The 16,319-nt window shown below is 66.9% G+C and carries 14 protein-coding genes; 6 read left to right on the top strand and 8 right to left on the bottom strand.

What is annotated here, in order from left to right:
• Position 1: 1 nt before the first annotated feature.
• Positions 2 to 1,246: a hypothetical protein gene (locus tag GV044_RS01705; RefSeq protein ID WP_159864603.1), complete on the bottom strand. Its 1,245-nt coding sequence runs from the start codon at positions 1,244 to 1,246 to the stop codon at positions 2 to 4.
• Positions 1,247 to 1,388: 142 nt separating this feature from the next.
• On the opposite strand from GV044_RS01705, the gene queF reads away from it, so the two are divergent.
• Entirely contained in the window at positions 1,389 to 1,850 is a 462-nt protein-coding gene (gene queF / locus GV044_RS01700; protein WP_159864600.1) for a preQ(1) synthase, read from the top strand.
• 4 nt (positions 1,851 to 1,854) lie between these two features.
• On the opposite strand, the gene GV044_RS01695 is transcribed toward queF, so the two are convergent.
• The 6 genes from GV044_RS01695 to GV044_RS01670 all read right to left on the bottom strand — a co-directional run bounded on the left by GV044_RS01695 (position 1,855) and on the right by GV044_RS01670 (position 8,153).
• On the bottom strand, positions 1,855 to 2,124 hold the full coding sequence (locus tag GV044_RS01695; RefSeq protein ID WP_159864597.1) for a hypothetical protein: 270 nt from the start codon (positions 2,122 to 2,124) through the stop codon (positions 1,855 to 1,857).
• Positions 2,125 to 2,245: 121 nt separating this feature from the next.
• On the bottom strand, positions 2,246 to 3,499 hold the full coding sequence (locus GV044_RS01690; protein ID WP_159864594.1) for an N-succinylarginine dihydrolase: 1,254 nt from the start codon (positions 3,497 to 3,499) through the stop codon (positions 2,246 to 2,248).
• Between the two features lie 7 nt (positions 3,500 to 3,506).
• Positions 3,507 to 4,523 (bottom strand): arginine N-succinyltransferase, encoded by a 1,017-nt coding sequence (locus GV044_RS01685; RefSeq protein ID WP_159864591.1) that lies wholly within the window; start codon positions 4,521 to 4,523, stop codon positions 3,507 to 3,509.
• A complete protein-coding gene (locus tag GV044_RS01680) occupies positions 4,520 to 5,719 on the bottom strand; it encodes a hydrolase (RefSeq protein ID WP_159864588.1) in 1,200 nt (399 codons plus the stop codon). Before GV044_RS01680 ends, GV044_RS01685 begins: the two co-directional genes overlap by 4 nt.
• Positions 5,716 to 7,128: a succinylglutamate-semialdehyde dehydrogenase gene (gene astD, locus GV044_RS01675; RefSeq protein WP_159864585.1), complete on the bottom strand. Its 1,413-nt coding sequence runs from the start codon at positions 7,126 to 7,128 to the stop codon at positions 5,716 to 5,718. The genes GV044_RS01680 and astD overlap by 4 nt, the downstream gene beginning before the upstream one ends.
• A 2-nt stretch (positions 7,129 to 7,130) precedes the next feature.
• A complete protein-coding gene (locus GV044_RS01670) occupies positions 7,131 to 8,153 on the bottom strand; it encodes a 2-oxoadipate dioxygenase/decarboxylase family protein (protein WP_159864582.1) in 1,023 nt (340 codons plus the stop codon).
• Between the two features lie 260 nt (positions 8,154 to 8,413).
• On the opposite strand from GV044_RS01670, the gene GV044_RS01665 reads away from it, so the two are divergent.
• From GV044_RS01665 to GV044_RS01650, 4 genes are all read left to right on the top strand, one after another.
• Positions 8,414 to 10,759, top strand: coding sequence for a glycosyltransferase family 4 protein (locus GV044_RS01665; RefSeq protein ID WP_159864579.1), 2,346 nt, complete (start codon positions 8,414 to 8,416; stop codon positions 10,757 to 10,759).
• 4 nt (positions 10,760 to 10,763) lie between these two features.
• Entirely contained in the window at positions 10,764 to 12,041 is a 1,278-nt protein-coding gene (locus GV044_RS01660; RefSeq protein WP_236554601.1) for a glycoside hydrolase family 130 protein, read from the top strand.
• 128 nt (positions 12,042 to 12,169) lie between these two features.
• The gene (locus GV044_RS01655; RefSeq protein WP_159864573.1) at positions 12,170 to 12,799 is read left to right on the top strand and encodes a molybdenum ABC transporter ATP-binding protein; all 630 of its coding nucleotides are present in this window, start codon (positions 12,170 to 12,172) and stop codon (positions 12,797 to 12,799) included.
• A gap of 115 nt (positions 12,800 to 12,914) precedes the next feature.
• Positions 12,915 to 14,435, top strand: coding sequence for a phospholipase D family protein (locus GV044_RS01650; RefSeq protein ID WP_159864570.1), 1,521 nt, complete (start codon positions 12,915 to 12,917; stop codon positions 14,433 to 14,435).
• Here the strand turns inward: GV044_RS01650 and GV044_RS01645 are convergent.
• On the bottom strand, positions 14,432 to 14,881 hold the full coding sequence (locus GV044_RS01645) for a hypothetical protein (protein ID WP_159864567.1): 450 nt from the start codon (positions 14,879 to 14,881) through the stop codon (positions 14,432 to 14,434). The genes GV044_RS01650 and GV044_RS01645 overlap by 4 nt on opposite strands.
• Positions 14,882 to 14,961: 80 nt before the next feature.
• Here GV044_RS01645 and GV044_RS01640 point away from each other — a divergent pair, with 80 nt between their 5' ends.
• A complete protein-coding gene (locus GV044_RS01640; protein ID WP_159864564.1) occupies positions 14,962 to 16,293 on the top strand; it encodes a replication-associated recombination protein A in 1,332 nt (443 codons plus the stop codon).
• Positions 16,294 to 16,319: the final 26 nt, after the last annotated feature.

The following is a 16,319-nucleotide window of genomic DNA, read 5'->3' as shown; positions in this document are numbered from 1 at the left end:
CCTAGCCGTGCGCGGCAACCGGGTCGAGCGCGAAGCCGCGCGCCGCCTCGATCTCGCGCGCGCCCAGCTCGCGCAAGTTACGTGGGCCTGCATCGAGGCGCACCGATGCGATGGCGCCGCTCTCGGCATCGCGCGGGCCTGCCGTGAACACGCGGCGCACGAAGCTGCCATCGGGTTGCGACAAGCAAAAGCGTGCCAGCGGGACGAGGAAGCTTGCGCTGCCTTTCACCAGCGGACGGATCTGCTGGATCGGCACCCGAACCTCGCCCTTAGCCGTAGCCGTTTCACCGGCGGCGAGCGGGGCAAGCTCATGCTTGAGCTCGAGCGCCTCGATAGGCGGGGCGAGCTGCTGCTCGACGGGGATCGATGCGTGCGCGGAGGAGAGGTCGCCGCGCACGATCAGGTTCGGTAGCGTTTCCGCACCCGTGTTCGTAACCGCCATCTCGTACTGCAAGGTGGCATAGACCAGAGACAGCCGGATCGCTTGCGGCCTGAAGTCGATAGTGACCGCGAAAGGCTCGCGGGTTGATGCTTCGCTTCGAGGCGCGGCCCCCGGCGGGGTCGGCAGAGGGCTGGGCGGCGGCGTTGCAGGGCGGGGCCGTTGGGGCACAGGCTCTGCAGCCGGCGGGGCCGGTTCGATCTCGTAGCTGTTGTCGATCGGCGCAGGGCGGCGGCGTCGCAGCAGCAGAAGTGCGCCGCCAGCCACTGCGATGAGAGCGACGCCAGCGACGATCCACCACGTGCGATCCCCGTTCGCTGCAGTCGGCGTCGGAGGAAGCACCAGCGGCGCTTCGTCCGTCGCAACCGGAGCTGGGCTGGGAGCGACGGGCGGGGGTGGCGTCCTCTCAGGACGCGGTTCGGGCGCTGTGGCCGTGGGAGAGGGGGCGGCGCTGGCAGGAGCAGCAGCCGAAGCGCTCGCCCGCGGCGCTGGCCGCGTCGCGCTTGCTCGCGCTGCCGGCCGTTGCTCCTCCCGGCTCGGTGCAGGGATGCTGATGCGCGGAGATGGTGAAGCGGTGGGCTTCGGTGCTGGAGTGCGCTCCGGCTGCGGCGCGCGCGACGGGGTACCGTAAGGGTTCTCGGGATCGACCGGGCCTTGCACGCGCGGCGCCGATGACTGCTTGGGGTCGGGCAGGCGATAGTCGGTGACCGTCCCGGCGTCCTGCGCCACCGCCGCTTGCGCAAGCAGCATCACCGCTGCCAGCGTAGCCGACGAACCGAGCGTGATCCTGCGCAAAGCGGCCCTCATCCAACGTCCCCTGGCCCGTTCCCCGCGCCTCTTGGGCGGCTGCCGGAATGGCGGCTGCCCGGGCGCGACTGAATACCGACTTAACCCCGCCGCCTCGCGCGGCAGGTTGCCTCCGGGCCGGGTTGGCGGCATTGGCACATGCATGAGTGAACCGCCAGCCTCTCCGCTTCATCTGGGCCAGCAAAGCGCCTTACCACCGTCACCCAAGGAGGCGCAGCTCGACTACGTCCCGAACCCGCGTCGTGGCTCGCTGTACCTCGTCCGCTTCGCCGCGCCGGAGTTCACGTCGTTGTGTCCGGTGACCGGCCAGCCCGACTTCGCGCACCTGGTGATCGACTATGCACCCGGGGAGACCATCGTCGAATCGAAGAGCCTCAAGCTGTTCCTGGGCTCGTTCCGCAATCATTGCGGCTTCCACGAGGATGTGACGGTGGGCATTGGGCAGCGACTGTTCGCCGAGATGCAGCCGCGCTGGCTGCGCATCGGCGGATACTGGTATCCGCGAGGTGGTATCCCCATCGATGTGTTCTGGCAGTCCGACGCGCCGCCGGCGGGGCTATGGGTGCCCGATCAAGGCGTCGCTTCGTACCGAGGACGCGGCTGAACGTTCAGTCGGCCGCGTCGGCGAACGTAATGCCGGCCTTGCGAAGGTCGACTGCGCCGTGCCTGAGATGCGCCAGTTGCGTGTTGGTCATGCACTGCGCGTAAACGCTGGGGAAGTCGGCAGCCATGGCGCTGTCGCTGTCGAGCGCGGCACCTTGCGCGGCAAGGCACTCAATCCGGCTCTCATAGGTCTGCTCCGGACCCGACAGGCGCTGGCATGCAGAACCGTCGTCAGTGCAACCGAACAGCGCGAGGGCAAAGATCACTCCGCTCATCTGTTGTCCCCTTTCTCAAGAGGTCAACGCGCCGGAGAGCAGAGGTATCCCGTCTTTCGTGTCATTTTCGCGCCAGGATGCAGTTTAGACGACGATTTTACTTGCGCTTCGTGAATGATGGTTAATCCGCAAGCTCGGTAAGGCTTAGCCCGTCCAGCAACGCGTTGCGTGCTGAGCGCACCGTCTGCCAGAGCGCGGGGCGGGCAAGATCGTGAGGTGCGATCTCTTCTGGCCAATGCTGGCTGACGATCTGCTCCGCCAGGTCGAGCCGGTCCGGTGAAACCAGGAAGCGCGGATCGATCGAGGTGGGATCGGCAACCACTCGCAGACGCAGGCACGCCGGGCCGCCGCCATTCGCCATGGACTCGCGCAGATCGGCGACGTGCAGCTCGCGGATCGGGCCATTGCCGCCTACCATCTGCTCCAGCCAAGCCCAGACGCTCGGCGTCGCGCGCGCCTCGCCCGGCAGGATCAGTGCCATGCCGCCGCCGGGCAGGGTGACCAACTGCGCGTTGAACAGGTACGAGGCGATGGTGTCGGCCAGGCTCACGCTGCTCGCAGGAACTTCGATGACGACCAGCTCGGGCAGCCTGCTCCGCAAGGCCGCGTAAAGATCTTCGCGGTCAGCGAACGCCTGCTCGTGCGCGAAGAGCACGTATTCGTTGGCGACGGCGACGACATCGTTGTGGAACGCACCGGCGGCGATGGCCTCGTCAGACTGTCGCGCGAGGATCGTGCGCTCGGGATCGAGCCCGTGCAGCCGCGCAACGGCGGCGCTGGCTTCGCGATGCTGACGGGCCGGGAAGGGCGCACCGCCCATACCATACACGAACACCTCCACGCCCGCGCTATCGTGCTCCGCACAGAACCGCATGTGATTGGCAGCGCCCTCGTCGCCGAAGGGCGGCGGCACCGGATCATGGATGGCGAAGTGGTCGGCGTTGGCAAAAGCCAGTCGCAGCTGCGCCAGCGTGCCGGGCCACTCATGACTGCGATGCGGCATCGTCACCAGATTGGCCGGCGTCAGATGGCAGCGACCATCGACGGTGTCCGGGGCCGGGCTGACCGTGGCGGCGTTCGCGGCCCACATGGACGACGCGGACATCGCCGCATAGCGTAGCTCGGGCGTGGCTTGCGCCATGTCGGTGCCGAGCCGCGCCAGCCATGCCTCGTCCGGACGATCCTGCGGCATGAACCAGCCTTGGACGAGCCCGAGCTCCAGATTGAGCCGCATCTTCGCCAGGCCCTGGAGCGCAGCATCACGCGGCCGTGACACGCGACCGAAGTTGCGCGTGCTCGCCAGATTGCCGTGGCTGAGGCCGGCATAGTTATGGCTGGGGCCGACGATACCGTCGAAGTTGATCTCGGTCAGCATGGGGGCCTCATGCGGGTGCGTAGCTGATGGTGTCGCCGGCGGAAACCTCGAGCAGGACCGCAGCGCTGCCATCGATCATCACACCGCCATCGACCGGAGAGACGTGGGCAAGGCACGCGCGGAACTGTGCGAGACGTCCGCAGGAGACTAGGTATTCGGCTCCGTCGACCCCTTCACCAACTGCGACGATCACCGCGTCGCGCGCTTCGGTGATCGTGCGGATGCGATCGGTCTGCGCGATCATGGAAGGGCCACCGTCGAAGATGTCGATGTAGTTCTGGAACGCGAAGCCCTCGTTCTCCAGCATGCGCATCGCCGGTCGGCCCGAGTAGTGCGGCTGGCCCATGACGTGGCGCGCGCTCTCCGGAAGGAGCGCGGTGTAGATGGGATGCTTCGGCATGAGATCGGCGATGAATTGGTTACCCATGCGCGCATTGAACTCGTCCGCATCGCGGAAGGTCATGTCGAAAAAGCGGCCGGCGAGCCCATCCCAGAATGGCGAGTTGCCGGCATCGTCGATGGCGCCGCGCAGCTCGGCCAAGGTGCGGTCGGCAAAGCGCGCGCGGTGGCTGCGAATGAAGAGGTAGCGGCTGCGCGCGAGCAGCTTGCCGACGCCGGCCGAGCGCTCGGTCGGATCGAGGTAGAGGCCGCCCACTTCGCTCGACCCGTCGAGATCGGTGCTGAGCGTCAGCATCTCGGCGCGGAATGTGCGGTCGAGCTCCTTGGAGTGCTGGGTGATCCGGCCGATGCGATAGGAGTAGAACGGGAGCTGCGTACCGACCTGCGACATGATCTGGCACGTCCCGCGGGTGCGCTGGGTGGCAGTGTCCTCTAGGATGAACACGAACAGGTCGTCGCGCAGGTCCTGAATGTCTTGGCTGAAGCTGGCGGCGGCACGGTGCAGCTTGGCCTCCAGCGTCGGCTTGTCGGGCGGCAGGTTGGTGAAGCCCCCGCCCGTGCCCTTGGCCATGCGATAGAGCGCGGCCAGATCATTCTCTCGGGCGGTGCGCAACAGGAAGGTCATCGGGACAGTCCCTGCCGATCAAGCCGGTGCAGCACCAGCGCCGTCAGCCTGGCCCGCGCGTCGAGCGAGCTGGCGAGGAGGAACTCGTCGGGTGAGTGGATCGCGCCGCCGCAAGCGCCCATGGTGTCGATCACCGGCACTGCGCACGCGGCGATGTTGTTGCCGTCGCACACGCCACCTGTGTCCTTCCAGGTCATCGGCTCACCAAGGTCGGCAGCGGCCTGGGAGACCAGCGCAAACAGGCCCTCGGTTGCCGGGCTGATGGGTTTCGGCGGCCGCGCGAAGCTGCCGTGCAGGTGGATCGAGACCTCGTGTTCGGCTGCTACGTCGGCCACCGCTGCTGCGATAAGAGCTTGCGCTTCGTTCAGGTCTTCGGGCCCGCGCGGGCGAATGTTGAAGTGCAGGATGGCGAGATCGGGCACGCTGTTGTTCGGCGATCCCCCTTCGATGCGCGCCGGGTTCACCGTCAGTCCATCACGCCGAGCTCGGTGCAGGCGCTGCGCGAGATCGGCCGCGGCCACCAGCGCGTTGCGTCCGTCTTCGGGATTGCGCCCAGCATGTGCGGAGCGCCCAGTCACCACCGCCGCGAAGTTGCCGGACCCGTGCCGAGCGCGCGCCATCACACCGCCCGGCAGTGCCGGCTCGTAGGTCAGCGCCGCCAGCTTGCCCCGCGCGAGCTGCGCGATCAGTGCGGAGGAGGACAGCGAGCTGGTTTCCTCGTCCGAGTTGATCATCACATCATAGCCCAGCGTGGGCGCGCTGCTCTCGTAAGCCAGCAGGCCTTCCAGCATCAACGACAGGCCGCCCTTCATGTCGGCGGTGCCGGGGCCGTGCAGCGTATCCGCGTCGAGCCAATCGGTCGTCTGGAACGGGTGGTCGGCGGGGTAGACCGTGTCCATGTGCCCGGTCAGCAACACGCGCCGCGCAGCCTGGGGCCGGACGCTCAGGACCAGGTGCCGGCCGTGTTCGACATCGCGCGCTTTCCCATCGACGGCGATCTTCTCGACCGGCGCAGGGTCGACCAGAGAGACCTCCCCCGGCAACGCCGCGAAGGCATCCGCCAGTCGTTCGGCCATGGCGGTGACCCCGGGGAGGTTGGCCGTGCCGCTGTTGATCGCGGCCCACTCCAGAGTGCGGGCAAGGATCGGCTCGCGCTCCACCGGATCGAGCAGCGCGGCTTCATCCCGCGCGATCATGGCTTGAGCATGCCGGCGAGCGCAGCGGCGTTGCCGTTCGCGCGAGGCGCCTCGAAGCTTGCCACCGGATAGGCGCAGTAATCCGCCGCGTAGTAAGCGCTGGGCCGATGATTGCCGCTCTCACCCAGGCCCCCGAACGGCATCGATCCGGCCGCGCCCGTGGTCGGCCGATTGCGGTTGACCACGCCCGCGCGGCTTTCCAGCACGAAGCGCCCCCACAAGTTGTCGTCGCCGCTGACCAAGCCTGCCGAAAGCCCGAAGCGCGTCGCATTCGCAGCAGCCATGGCACCGTCGAAGTCGGCGACGCGGGTGACTTGCACGATCGGCGCGAAGATCTCCTCGTCGGGCACGTCGACGCCGGTAACATCGAGGATTGCGGGCCGGACGAATGCCGGACCCATGCAGTCGAGCACCTTGAAGCCGCGTACCTCCACGGCTCCGCGCGCTACCAGCGCATCGGCATGCGCCTTCGCTCCGGCTGCCGCCGCGGCTGAGATGAGTGGGCCGATGTAAGGCTGAGGATCGTCGTTCCAGCGGCCGATCACGATGCGCCGGGCGAGGGCATCAACCGCCTCCACCAGACCGCGTCCGAACGCACTGTCCGGCACGATCAACCGGCGCGCGCAGGAGCAGCGCTGCCCGGTCGTGACGAAGCTCGATTGTACGACGATCGAGGCGGTTTCCTCGATGTCGCCGTCCCATGCGACCAGCGGATTGTTGCCGCCGAGTTCAAGCGCCAGGATCACGTGCGGGCGATCGGCAAAGACGCGGCGGAAGTGCGCCCCCGCTCCCGCCGATCCGGTGAACAGCAAGCCATCTATGTCGCCCGCCAGCAGCGCCTCACCGGTGGAGCGTCCACCCTGGACCACCTGGAACACACCCTTGGGCAGGCCCCCTTCCGCCCAGCATTCGGCCATGGCCGCGCCGGTTGCCGGGGTCAGTTCGGAGGGCTTGAACACCACCGCATTGCCGGCGAGCAGCGCGGGCACGATGTGGCCGTTGGGCAAGTGGCCGGGAAAGTTGAAGGGGCCGAGCACGGCCATTACGCCGTGCGGACGATGCCGCAGCACCGCCTCTCCGAACGGCATGGCATTGCGGCGCTCGCCCGCCCGCTCGGCCTGCGCGTCAATGGATATATCGACTTTGCCGATCATCGAGGCGACCTCGCTGCGGGTCTCCCACAGGGGCTTGCCCGTCTCGCGCGAGATGATGGTCGCCAGGCTCTCCCGACGACTCTCGAGGGCCGCCTTGAACGCTTGCGCATGGGCGACACGCTGCTCGGTGGGCAGGGCACCCCAGCTTGCAGCGGCCTTGCGCGCTTGGGCGAGAGCAGTCTGCACCGCGCCAGCGTCGGTCTCCGGTCCTTCCCAGACGATCTCTCCACTGGCCGGGTCTAGCGATTGCAGCATGCTCACGCGCTCCTCGTAACCGCGAAGATCCCAGTGGCATTGCCGCTGTCGAACGTCAGGTCGAGCGATCCGGTCGCCGGGTCGATGTCACGGCTGATGAACTCGTAGAAGGATCCGGGCACCTCGCGCTCGATCCGCTTGCCGCCCGCATCGCGAAAGCCGCGGGACACTTTGTCGGCGAGGATCGCGGTCTGCCGCACGCGGCCATTGGCGGACACTTCGACCGCTTCCTTCAGCGGATAGCCGCGCGCCTTCAGTTGCTGGGCGAGTGCCTCGACATCGGGAACGCGCGTGGTCGCGTGATTGAAGGCGTGACCCTCGGTCGCGATCCAGGCCGCTTCCTTGGAGTGGAGCAGCAAGGTCTCGTAATCGGGGAGGGCAGGCTCCGGATGGTGCCGGTCGAATGCGGCGAGCAGCGTTTTCAGCAGTGCGCCGGCTTCGGCCGAGGGGAGGCCTCCCTCCTGCTCTAGGCGCGCCAGGGCCTCCGTCGCGGCGCTGTCGAGAACGTCCTGCGTCTGGCCGAACACGCGCAAGGCCGCGTCCCGGGCATCTTGGTCAAGGCGGTCGAGGTGCAACTCGCTGACGAAGAATTGCGGCACCGCTTCGGGCAAATCGCGGTGCACATAAGCGCGCCCGGTCATGTTCAGTTTGGGCAAAGGATAGAGCGCATCGACACGGTAGCCCAGCGGCTCCAGCAGGCGACCGAATGCCGCATGCCCGCGCGGGAAGGCGCCCAGCGGCCCATCGATGGTCCGCAGCGCGCCATGGTCGAAGACGATCTTGCGACCGAACGCAACGTCCTCAGCAACGATCCGGGCGGCTGTCGGCACGCGCTTCAGCAAGTCGTCGAACAGCAGGATGTTGAGCGCCATGGCCAGTTCGGCGCGGCTTGCCGTGTCGCTTGAACTCAAGAGCCGCCGGTCGATCTCGAGCGTCTCCAGCAGCGCCTTGGCTCGCGCCGATCCAACCTGGCCTTGGAGCAAGTTCTCGATCGTAGAGATTATGCCGACCTCTGCGCTTGCCATCGCGACCTCGTGTTCGTTTATTGCTCTGCCGTGCAACTTTGCATCCAGCTTAGCTTAGGTACGTACCGGCTTGCTGTCCACGGGCTTCGCTGCCCGGCAAAGTACGTGGTGCGCCGCAGTGCGAGCTCCGCCCTCCGTGTGGGAGGACGCATTCCAACGTAGATCAACTTCGTTCTGTCATTATTTTGCAGTGCAGCAAGGAACCGAACGCCGCCGGGCAGCATTTGGTAAGCGATCACTGCTTTCTGAACGGACGCTGCATGAACCATGCTCCTCGAGACCTGCTCGCTTCCCGCCCTGCAAAGTCGGCGGAGATCCTGGCGATCTTTGAGGGTGCCAAGGCACCGGCCCCTTCCTCTGAAACGAAGCCGATCCGCGTTGCGCTGATCGGCACCTATACTCCGCGAAAGTGTGGCATCGCCACGTTCACGGCCGATATCGCCGAGAAGCTGCGGGAGTTCCATGCGGAAGTCGGCGTGGAAGTCTACGCGCTAGACGATCCCTCCGCTCCGCTGTCGTACGACGCTGGCACGCAGGTGATCGCCGGCAACGATGGCGAGACGTTCGCGCGAGCGGCGCGCACGATCAACGAGTCCGGCGTCGACGCAGTCTGGCTGCAGCACGAGTACGGCATCTTCGGCGGTGACGACGGACAGGCCGTGTGCGACTTCGTGGACCGGCTCGCCGCGCCGTTGATCCTTACCTGCCACACCGTCCTGGCTGACCCGTCCGAGCGCCAGCGCGCAATCCTGTGCCACCTGGTGACGCGCGCATCGCGCATCATGGTCATGTCGCGCCACTCGCGCGAGTTGCTGATCAGCAAGTACGGCGCCAATCCCGAGATCCTGGAAGTGATCGAGCACGGCGCTCCCGACCGGCCGTTCGGGCGCCAGGCCGAGTTCAAGGCGCGCTTCGGTCTGACCGGCCGCAAGGTGCTGATGACCTTCGGTCTGCTCGGCCCCGGCAAGGGTCTGGAGCGTGCCATCGAAGCGCTGCCCGCCATCGTCGAGCGTCACCCGGAAGCGATCTACCGCATCGTCGGCGCCACGCATCCCAACCTTGTCGCCAGCGAGGGCGAGCGCTATCGCGAAGGTCTGATGGCGCTTGCCGAGCGGCTGGATGTCGCCGATCACATCGAGTGGGAAAACCGCTTCCTCGACAACGATGAGCTGCTCGACCAGCTCGAAGCCTGCGACATCTACATCACGCCGTACCCGAACCTGCAGCAGTCCACCTCGGGCACGCTCAGCTACGCGGTGGCGCTGGGTAAGGCCGTGATCTCGACCCGCTACCTGCATGCCTGCGAACTGCTGGGCGATGGCGTCGGCAACCTCATCGAGCCCGGCTCGCACGAGGAGATCGCGCGCGCGGTCACCAACTTGCTCGATAACCCGGCAGAGCTCGCCGCCGTGCAGCGCCGCGCCTACAACCGCGGGCGCGAGACGATCTGGCCGCGCTTCGCGGATGCCACTGCGCGGCTGGCTGCCGGCGCTGTGGCACCCGCACCGCGCCGCGCGCCGCTGACGGCCACGCCGGGGCTCTCGGGCGTGATCGCCATGTGCGACGCCACGGGCATGCTGCAGCACTCGGTGGGTATCGTTCCCAACCGTCAGCACGGCTACTGCCTGGACGACAACGTCCGCGCGCTGATGCTGATGAACGTGGCCGAGGGGCTGCATCCGACCGAACGGATGCGCTGGAGCATGGTCTACGCTTCGTTCATCCAAGACGCGTGGAACCCTGAAGAGAAGCGCTTCCGCAACTTCATGCGCTTCGATCGCACCTGGTGCGAGGACATCGGATCGGACGATTCCAACGGCCGGGCGATCTGGGCCTTGGGCCACACCGCGCATTGTGCGCCGGATCCGGACATGCGCGAATGGGCGCGCAATTTGTATGATTGCGCGCTGCCGCAGCTGAACGACATCGGCTCTCCCCGCGCTATTGCCTTCCAGATTCTGGGTGCCGCGGCGATGCTGCGTGCCGAGCCCGGTCATGAGGCTTCGCTCGCGACGCTGGAACACGGCGGTCACTTCCTCGAGAAACTGCTCGGCGGTGAGCGGCGCCCGGATTGGGCCTGGTTCGAGGCTGTGCTCGGCTATGACAACCCGCGTCTGTCCCAAGCGATGATCGAGGCGGGCGTGGCGCTCGGGCGCGAAGACTGGATCAATTCTGGCCTCGAGACACTGGAATGGATCTGCCGCCGGCAGATCTCGTCGGGCGGCGTGTTCCGCCCGATCGGATCGGAGAGCTTCGGCAAGCCGCATACCTACCTGCCGTTCGACCAGCAGCCCCTGGAAGCGCAAGCTGCGATCGAGGCGGCCTTGAGTGCCCATCGCGCGCAAGATAACGGCTTCTGGTACGAGCACGCGATCGCGGCCTGGTCATGGTTCTTCGGCGGCAACGATCGCGGCGTGCAGCTGGCCGACATGACAACGGGTCGGTGTCGCGACGGGGTGACACCCCGTGGGGCAAACCGAAATTGCGGCGCGGAGAGTATTCTCGCCTTCCAACTTTCGCACTATGCCATGCTGGCTCTCTACCGGACGCAGACCGAATCCCCCGAAGGACGCTTGCTTGAACCTGCTCGAGAAACCGCGCGCTGAAGCCTTGCATATCTTCGAAACGCGGCTGCATGCCGATCCAGGTCGGGTGGTCCTGCGCCCGTTCCACCTCGGTTGGCAGGGGAAGAACGATCCGGACGGTCGCGCGCAGCGGCTCGTCCGCGATGTGGCCTCGCTGACCGACGATCGCGCGGAACTCGAATACGAGAGGGTTCTGCGCGACTTCGAGGAACGGCACTGGCAGACCGAGCGCATCTTCGCAGCCCGCTTCGATGAAGTGGCGGTCAACCTCCAGCTCGACCCGTCGGACTTTTCCGAGACCAAGCAGCGCCTGATCGGAAGCTACTTCTGCCACGAATATACCTTCGCGGCCGCTGCCTTGATGAACCCGTCGATCGTTCCGCATCCGGACCAGTCCGGCATGCAGGACGGCGCGGTGCGGTTCGTCATGTCGTTGCGCGCGGTGGGAGAGGGGCACATCAGCTCGGTCGCCTTCCGCGAAGGCATCGCCGAGGCCGACGGCAACTTCGAGCTCTGGCACCAAGCCAGCTTCGGCACCTCTGTAGAGCTGGACGATGAGGGGCTTGCCTGCGCGGATTGCCCGGTGACGGTGCGGCGAAACCCGGACTCCAGCCTGTCGAACACGGTCATCTTCCCGATCACCGAGCAGCAGCGCGGTGGGCTGGAAGACCTGCGCCTGGTGCGCTTCGACCATGGCGGCGGCGACTACGAGTGGATCGGCACCTACACGGCTTACTCGGGCAGTTCGATCCGGTCGGAACTGCTGCGCACCCGCGACTTCCGAAGCTTCGGGCTTGAGCCCATCCGCGGCAAGGCCGGCCGCAACAAGGGCATGGCGCTGTTTCCCGAGAAGATCGGGGGCAAGTTCATGATGGTCGGCCGGCAGGACGGCAAGAACCTGTTCCTGCTCAGCTCCGACAAGGTGGACGAGTGGGACGACGAGGGCGTGCTGCTGATGGAGCCCGCCTACCCGTGGGAGTTCATCCAGATCGGCAACTGCGGCAGCCCCATCCTCACCGATGAGGGCTGGCTGCTCCTGACCCACGGCGTCGGCGCCATGCGCAAGTACGCGCTGGGCGCCGCGCTGCTCGACCGCGACGAACCCTCCAAGGTCATCGCCCGCTCGCGCGAGCCGGTGCTGACCGCGGAGAACGCCGACCGCTCCGGCTATGTGCCGAACGTGGTCTACACCTGCGGCGCGCTGCGCGTGGGCGAGCGGCTTTTGCTGCCGTATGGCATCTCGGACAGCGCGGTGGGCTTCGCGACGACGACCATCGACAACATGCTGGCACTGCTGGACTGATTGCCGCGGCAGGGCGCTGCCGAGGCTTATCAGCCTACCCTCTCCCTTTAGGGGGAGAGGAGGAATACCCTTTATGCCCCGCTGTTCTCGGGCTTGGTCAATCCGTCTGCGCTGGTATGGCGCATGCGATGAGCCTTGAACTCGACATCGTCATCGCGCGCGGAGAGCGAATAGTCACGGCTGCGATCCAAGCCGGGAACGGCCTCACCGCGCTGTTCGGCCCCTCGGGCGCGGGCAAAACCAGCGTGCTCGATGCCGTTGCCGGTCTGGTCACGCCCCAAAGCGGGCGCATCGCAGTCTGCGAACAAGTGTTGTTCGACCGTGCCAACGGGGTGAACCTTGCGCCCGAACAGCGCGCCTGTGGGTACGTGTTCCAGGACAACCGGCTTTTTCCACATCGTTCCGTGCGAGAGAACCTGCTGTTCGGCTGGGGCCTCGTGCCGCCGGAACGCCGGTGGATGGAGCCTGGCGATGCGGTCGCGTTTCTTGGCATCGAGCACTTGCTCGATCGCATGCCGCGGCATCTCTCGGGAGGCGAAGCCCAGCGCGTGGCCATTGGACGGGCGCTGCTCTCGGGCCCCCGCGTGCTGCTGATGGACGAGCCGCTCGCATCGCTCGACGCCGCGCGGCGTGAGGAAATCATGCGGGTGATCGAGCGCGTGCGCGACGAATTGCGCATACCCATCCTGTACGTCAGCCATGACCGTGCCGAAGTCGAGCGCCTGGCCGACCAGGTCGTCACCTTGCCGGGCTGGTGAGAGGGGCCGGGCTGGTGAACGGGGCCCGACGGGTGACCGAACCGCGACTGCGCGGCAGGGGGCTTGCAACAACCACCGGCGCTCCGCATTCCTTCTCGGTGGGGAGCGACGATCTGTGAGACGCCTGAAGGCCTTCAAGCTGCCGCCGCATCGCGCGGTGCCGGCGACCCATGCCGATCTCGACACCGCGCTCACGACGCTCGGCCGCGAAGTCGACAGCCGCGGCCCCGACGATGACGAACTTACCGGCCTGAAGCTGCTGCGCGACGGCAAGGACGCCTTTGCTGCACGCGTGCTGCTGGCGCGATCGGCGGAGCGGACGCTCGATGTGCAGTACTACATCTGGCATGACGACTTGTCCGGCTCGCTGCTGCTTGACGAGCTGGAAGCGGCCGCCGAGCGCGGGGTGCGGGTGCGGCTGATCGTCGACGACATCGGCACCGCCCGGCTCGACGCGCGCCTCGCCTGCCTCGACGCGCATGCCAACTTCGAAGTGCGTCTCTACAATCCGTGCGCCGTGCGCTGGCCCAAGCCGATCAACTACCTGTTTGACTTCAAACGCCTGAACTGCCGGATGCATGCCAAGAGCTTCACGGTAGACAGCCAGGCAACGATCCTGGGCGGTCGCAACATCGGCGACGAATACTTCGCCGCGCGCCAGAAAGGCCAGTTCGCGGATCTCGACGTGCTGGCGGTCGGCGCCGTCGTGCCGGAGGTTTCGCTTGCGTTCGACGCTTATTGGAACGGGGCGCAAGTGCGTCCGGTCGGCAGCCTCGTCGGGCGTGTGTCCGCGCGCAAACGCCGGAAGGTCGAGCGGGCCAGGGTGCGCATGGCGACCAGCCAGCGGGCGGATCGCTACCGCGAAGCCGTCCGCTCCCGCAAGCTGTTCGGCGAGATGATCGACGGCACCGTGACGATGACCTGGGCGTGCGCCAAGCTCGTCAACCACGACTACGCGGCTGACGGCGCTCGCGATGGTGCCACCGATCTGCGCGCGCTCATGCCCGCCGGGCTCACCATGCCAGAGAGCCAGCTGGAGATCATCTCCGGCTACTTCGTGCCGACGGCGCGTGGCACGGCGGAGCTTGGCGACTTGGCGCGGCGCGGCGTTCGGGTGAGGGTGCTCACGAACTCCTTCGCCGCCACCGATGTCGGCTTCGTCCATACCGGCTATGCGCCGTGCCGGCTGCCGCTGCTAAAGGCGGGCGTCCGCCTGTTTGAAATGCCGGCGCCGGACGACAAGCCCAAGACCGCGCGCAAATTCGTGCGCACACGATCGGCCAGCGCTCGGGCGCTGCGGGAGGAAGGCCGCAGCCTCCACGCCAAGACGATCGGCGTGGATGGGCGCCAAGTCTACATCGGCTCGGCCAACTTCGATCCGCGTTCCGCCCACCTCAACACCGAAATGGGCTTGCTGATCGAGTCGCCCGAGCTGGCAGCGGATCTCGCCAAATCGTTCGAGCGCGACATCGCCGAGAACGTCTACTGCCTGGGCCTGACACCTGAGGGCGAAGTCTGCTGGACCGACGCGCGCGACGACGATCCCGAGCCCGAAACCACCGAGCCCAGCACCAACCCGATCAGCCGAGCCCTGGTGTCATTGCTCTCCAAGCTGCCGATCGAGCGCTACCTCTAGCGCAGCACCCCGCGAGCCCGCATGCGCAGCGCGTAGAACAGCAGCGCCAGCGCGATGACCCAGATTAACGCCGTCATGCCCCAGTTCGCGGGCGTGTCCATGCCGCGCGGGGTGCCTTCACCGAACTGGTAAAGCTGTGTGCCTGCCAGTCCGAGCACCGAGAATGCGAAGGCGTAAGCCGCATAGAGAGAGCGTCCGAACAGCAGGATCGACCCGAGCAGTCCGAAACCAACGCCCATGGCCCAGGCGATCACCGCCCAGGCCGGGAAGCCGTCGATGTAGTCGATCATGTCAGGCGGCAAGTCCGCGAGGTACGCCGCATCGCGCACGTTCGTCATCACGAAGTCGAAGCAGCCGAAAGCATTCCACAAGAGGCTGAGCGTGCCCACGACCCACAGGTGCACCGGTGCCTTCTCCGCCCCCGTGGCGCCAATCGTCGCATCCATGCGCGTGTCTCCTGTCGCGGCACGATTACGCCCAGCGCAGAGGCGATGCAATCGGCGTGGTAAATTGCTAGATGAGCGCCATGGCCGATCTCTTCGCCGACGACTTGCCCGCGCAGCCCGCACACGCCCGAGGCGAGCCGGCGCGTGCGGACGCCCCCCTTGCCGACCGCCTGCGCCCGCAGAATCTGGGCGAGGTGATCGGGCAGGAGCATCTGACCGGTCCCGAAGGCGCGATCGGCCGCATGGTGGCGGCGGGCCGCCTGTCCTCCATGGTGCTGTGGGGGCCGCCTGGCACCGGCAAGACCAGCATCGCGCGCCTGCTCGCCGACGCGGTGGGCATGCGCTTCGCCGCGGTCAGTGCGGTGTTCTCGGGCGTCGCGGAATTGCGCAAGGTCTTCGCCGAAGCCGACACCGCGGCCAAGGCGGGGCAGCGCACCCTGCTGTTCGTGGACGAGATCCATCGCTTCAACCGCGCGCAGCAGGACGGTTTCCTGCCTTATGTAGAGCGCGGTACCGTGACGCTGGTGGGCGCCACCACTGAGAACCCCAGCTTCGAGCTGAACGCCGCGCTGCTCAGCCGCGCGCAAGTGCTGATCCTGCATCGGCTCGACGCCATCGCACTGGAGGCACTGCTGACCCGCGCCGAAGGCCTGGAAGGACCGCTGCCCGTCACCACGGAGGCGCGCGAGGCACTGGTCGCCTCGGCCGATGGCGATGGGCGGTTCCTGTTAAACCAGGCCGAGACGCTCTATGCCGCCAAGCTGCCCGAGCCGCTCGATCCCGCCGCGCTCGGCCAGTTTCTGCAGCGCCGTGTGGCGGTCTATGACAAGGACCGCGAGGGGCACTACAACCTGATCTCGGCGCTGCACAAGTCGCTGCGCGGTTCGGACCCGCAGGCCGCGCTCTACTACATGTCGCGAATGCTGACCGCTGGTGAGGAGCCGCTCTACGTGCTGCGCCGCCTGGTGCGCTTCGCCAGCGAGGACATCGGCCTCGCCGACCCGCAGGCGCTGGTGCAGTGCCTTGCCGCCAAGGATGCGTACGAATTCCTGGGCTCTCCCGAAGGCGAGCTGGCGATCGTCCAGGCCTGCCTCTATCTCGCCACCGCACCCAAGTCGAACGCGGCCTATGTGGCGCAAAAGGCCGCCTTCAAGTCCGCTCGCGAGACCGGTTCGCTGATGCCGCCCGCCAGCATCCTCAACGCGCCGACCAAGCTGATGAAGGACATCGGCTATGGCAAGGATTACGCCTACGACCACGACACGGACGACGGTTTCTCCGGCGCGGACTACTGGCCCGAGGAGATGCAGCCGCAGGCCTACTACAAGCCGGTCGCGCGCGGCTTCGAGCGCCAGGTGATCGAGCGCATGGAATGGTGGGACAAGAAGCGGCGCGAGCGGCGGGGGGATTGATCCTCTTGTTCGTTACTACTCACACC

It is taken from the genome of Novosphingobium sp. 9U, assembly GCF_902506425.1.
Classification (GTDB): domain Bacteria; phylum Pseudomonadota; class Alphaproteobacteria; order Sphingomonadales; family Sphingomonadaceae; genus Novosphingobium.
Note: the sequence above shows the minus strand (reverse complement) of the source record. Positions and strands in the feature narration are given on the sequence as shown.

Coding starts and splice junctions, on each gene's coding strand:
- GV044_RS01705 (WP_159864603.1), bottom strand. CDS start 1,246: ATGAGGGCCGCTTTGCGCAGGATCACGCTCGGTTCGTCGGCTACGCTG.
- queF (WP_159864600.1), top strand. CDS start 1,389: ATGAGTGAACCGCCAGCCTCTCCGCTTCATCTGGGCCAGCAAAGCGCC.
- GV044_RS01695 (WP_159864597.1), bottom strand. CDS start 2,124: ATGAGCGGAGTGATCTTTGCCCTCGCGCTGTTCGGTTGCACTGACGAC.
- GV044_RS01690 (WP_159864594.1), bottom strand. CDS start 3,499: ATGCTGACCGAGATCAACTTCGACGGTATCGTCGGCCCCAGCCATAAC.
- GV044_RS01685 (WP_159864591.1), bottom strand. CDS start 4,523: ATGACCTTCCTGTTGCGCACCGCCCGAGAGAATGATCTGGCCGCGCTC.
- GV044_RS01680 (WP_159864588.1), bottom strand. CDS start 5,719: ATGATCGCGCGGGATGAAGCCGCGCTGCTCGATCCGGTGGAGCGCGAG.
- astD (WP_159864585.1), bottom strand. CDS start 7,128: ATGCTGCAATCGCTAGACCCGGCCAGTGGAGAGATCGTCTGGGAAGGA.
- GV044_RS01670 (WP_159864582.1), bottom strand. CDS start 8,153: ATGGCAAGCGCAGAGGTCGGCATAATCTCTACGATCGAGAACTTGCTC.
- GV044_RS01665 (WP_159864579.1), top strand. CDS start 8,414: ATGAACCATGCTCCTCGAGACCTGCTCGCTTCCCGCCCTGCAAAGTCG.
- GV044_RS01655 (WP_159864573.1), top strand. CDS start 12,170: ATGAGCCTTGAACTCGACATCGTCATCGCGCGCGGAGAGCGAATAGTC.
- GV044_RS01645 (WP_159864567.1), bottom strand. CDS start 14,881: ATGGATGCGACGATTGGCGCCACGGGGGCGGAGAAGGCACCGGTGCAC.
- GV044_RS01640 (WP_159864564.1), top strand. CDS start 14,962: ATGGCCGATCTCTTCGCCGACGACTTGCCCGCGCAGCCCGCACACGCC.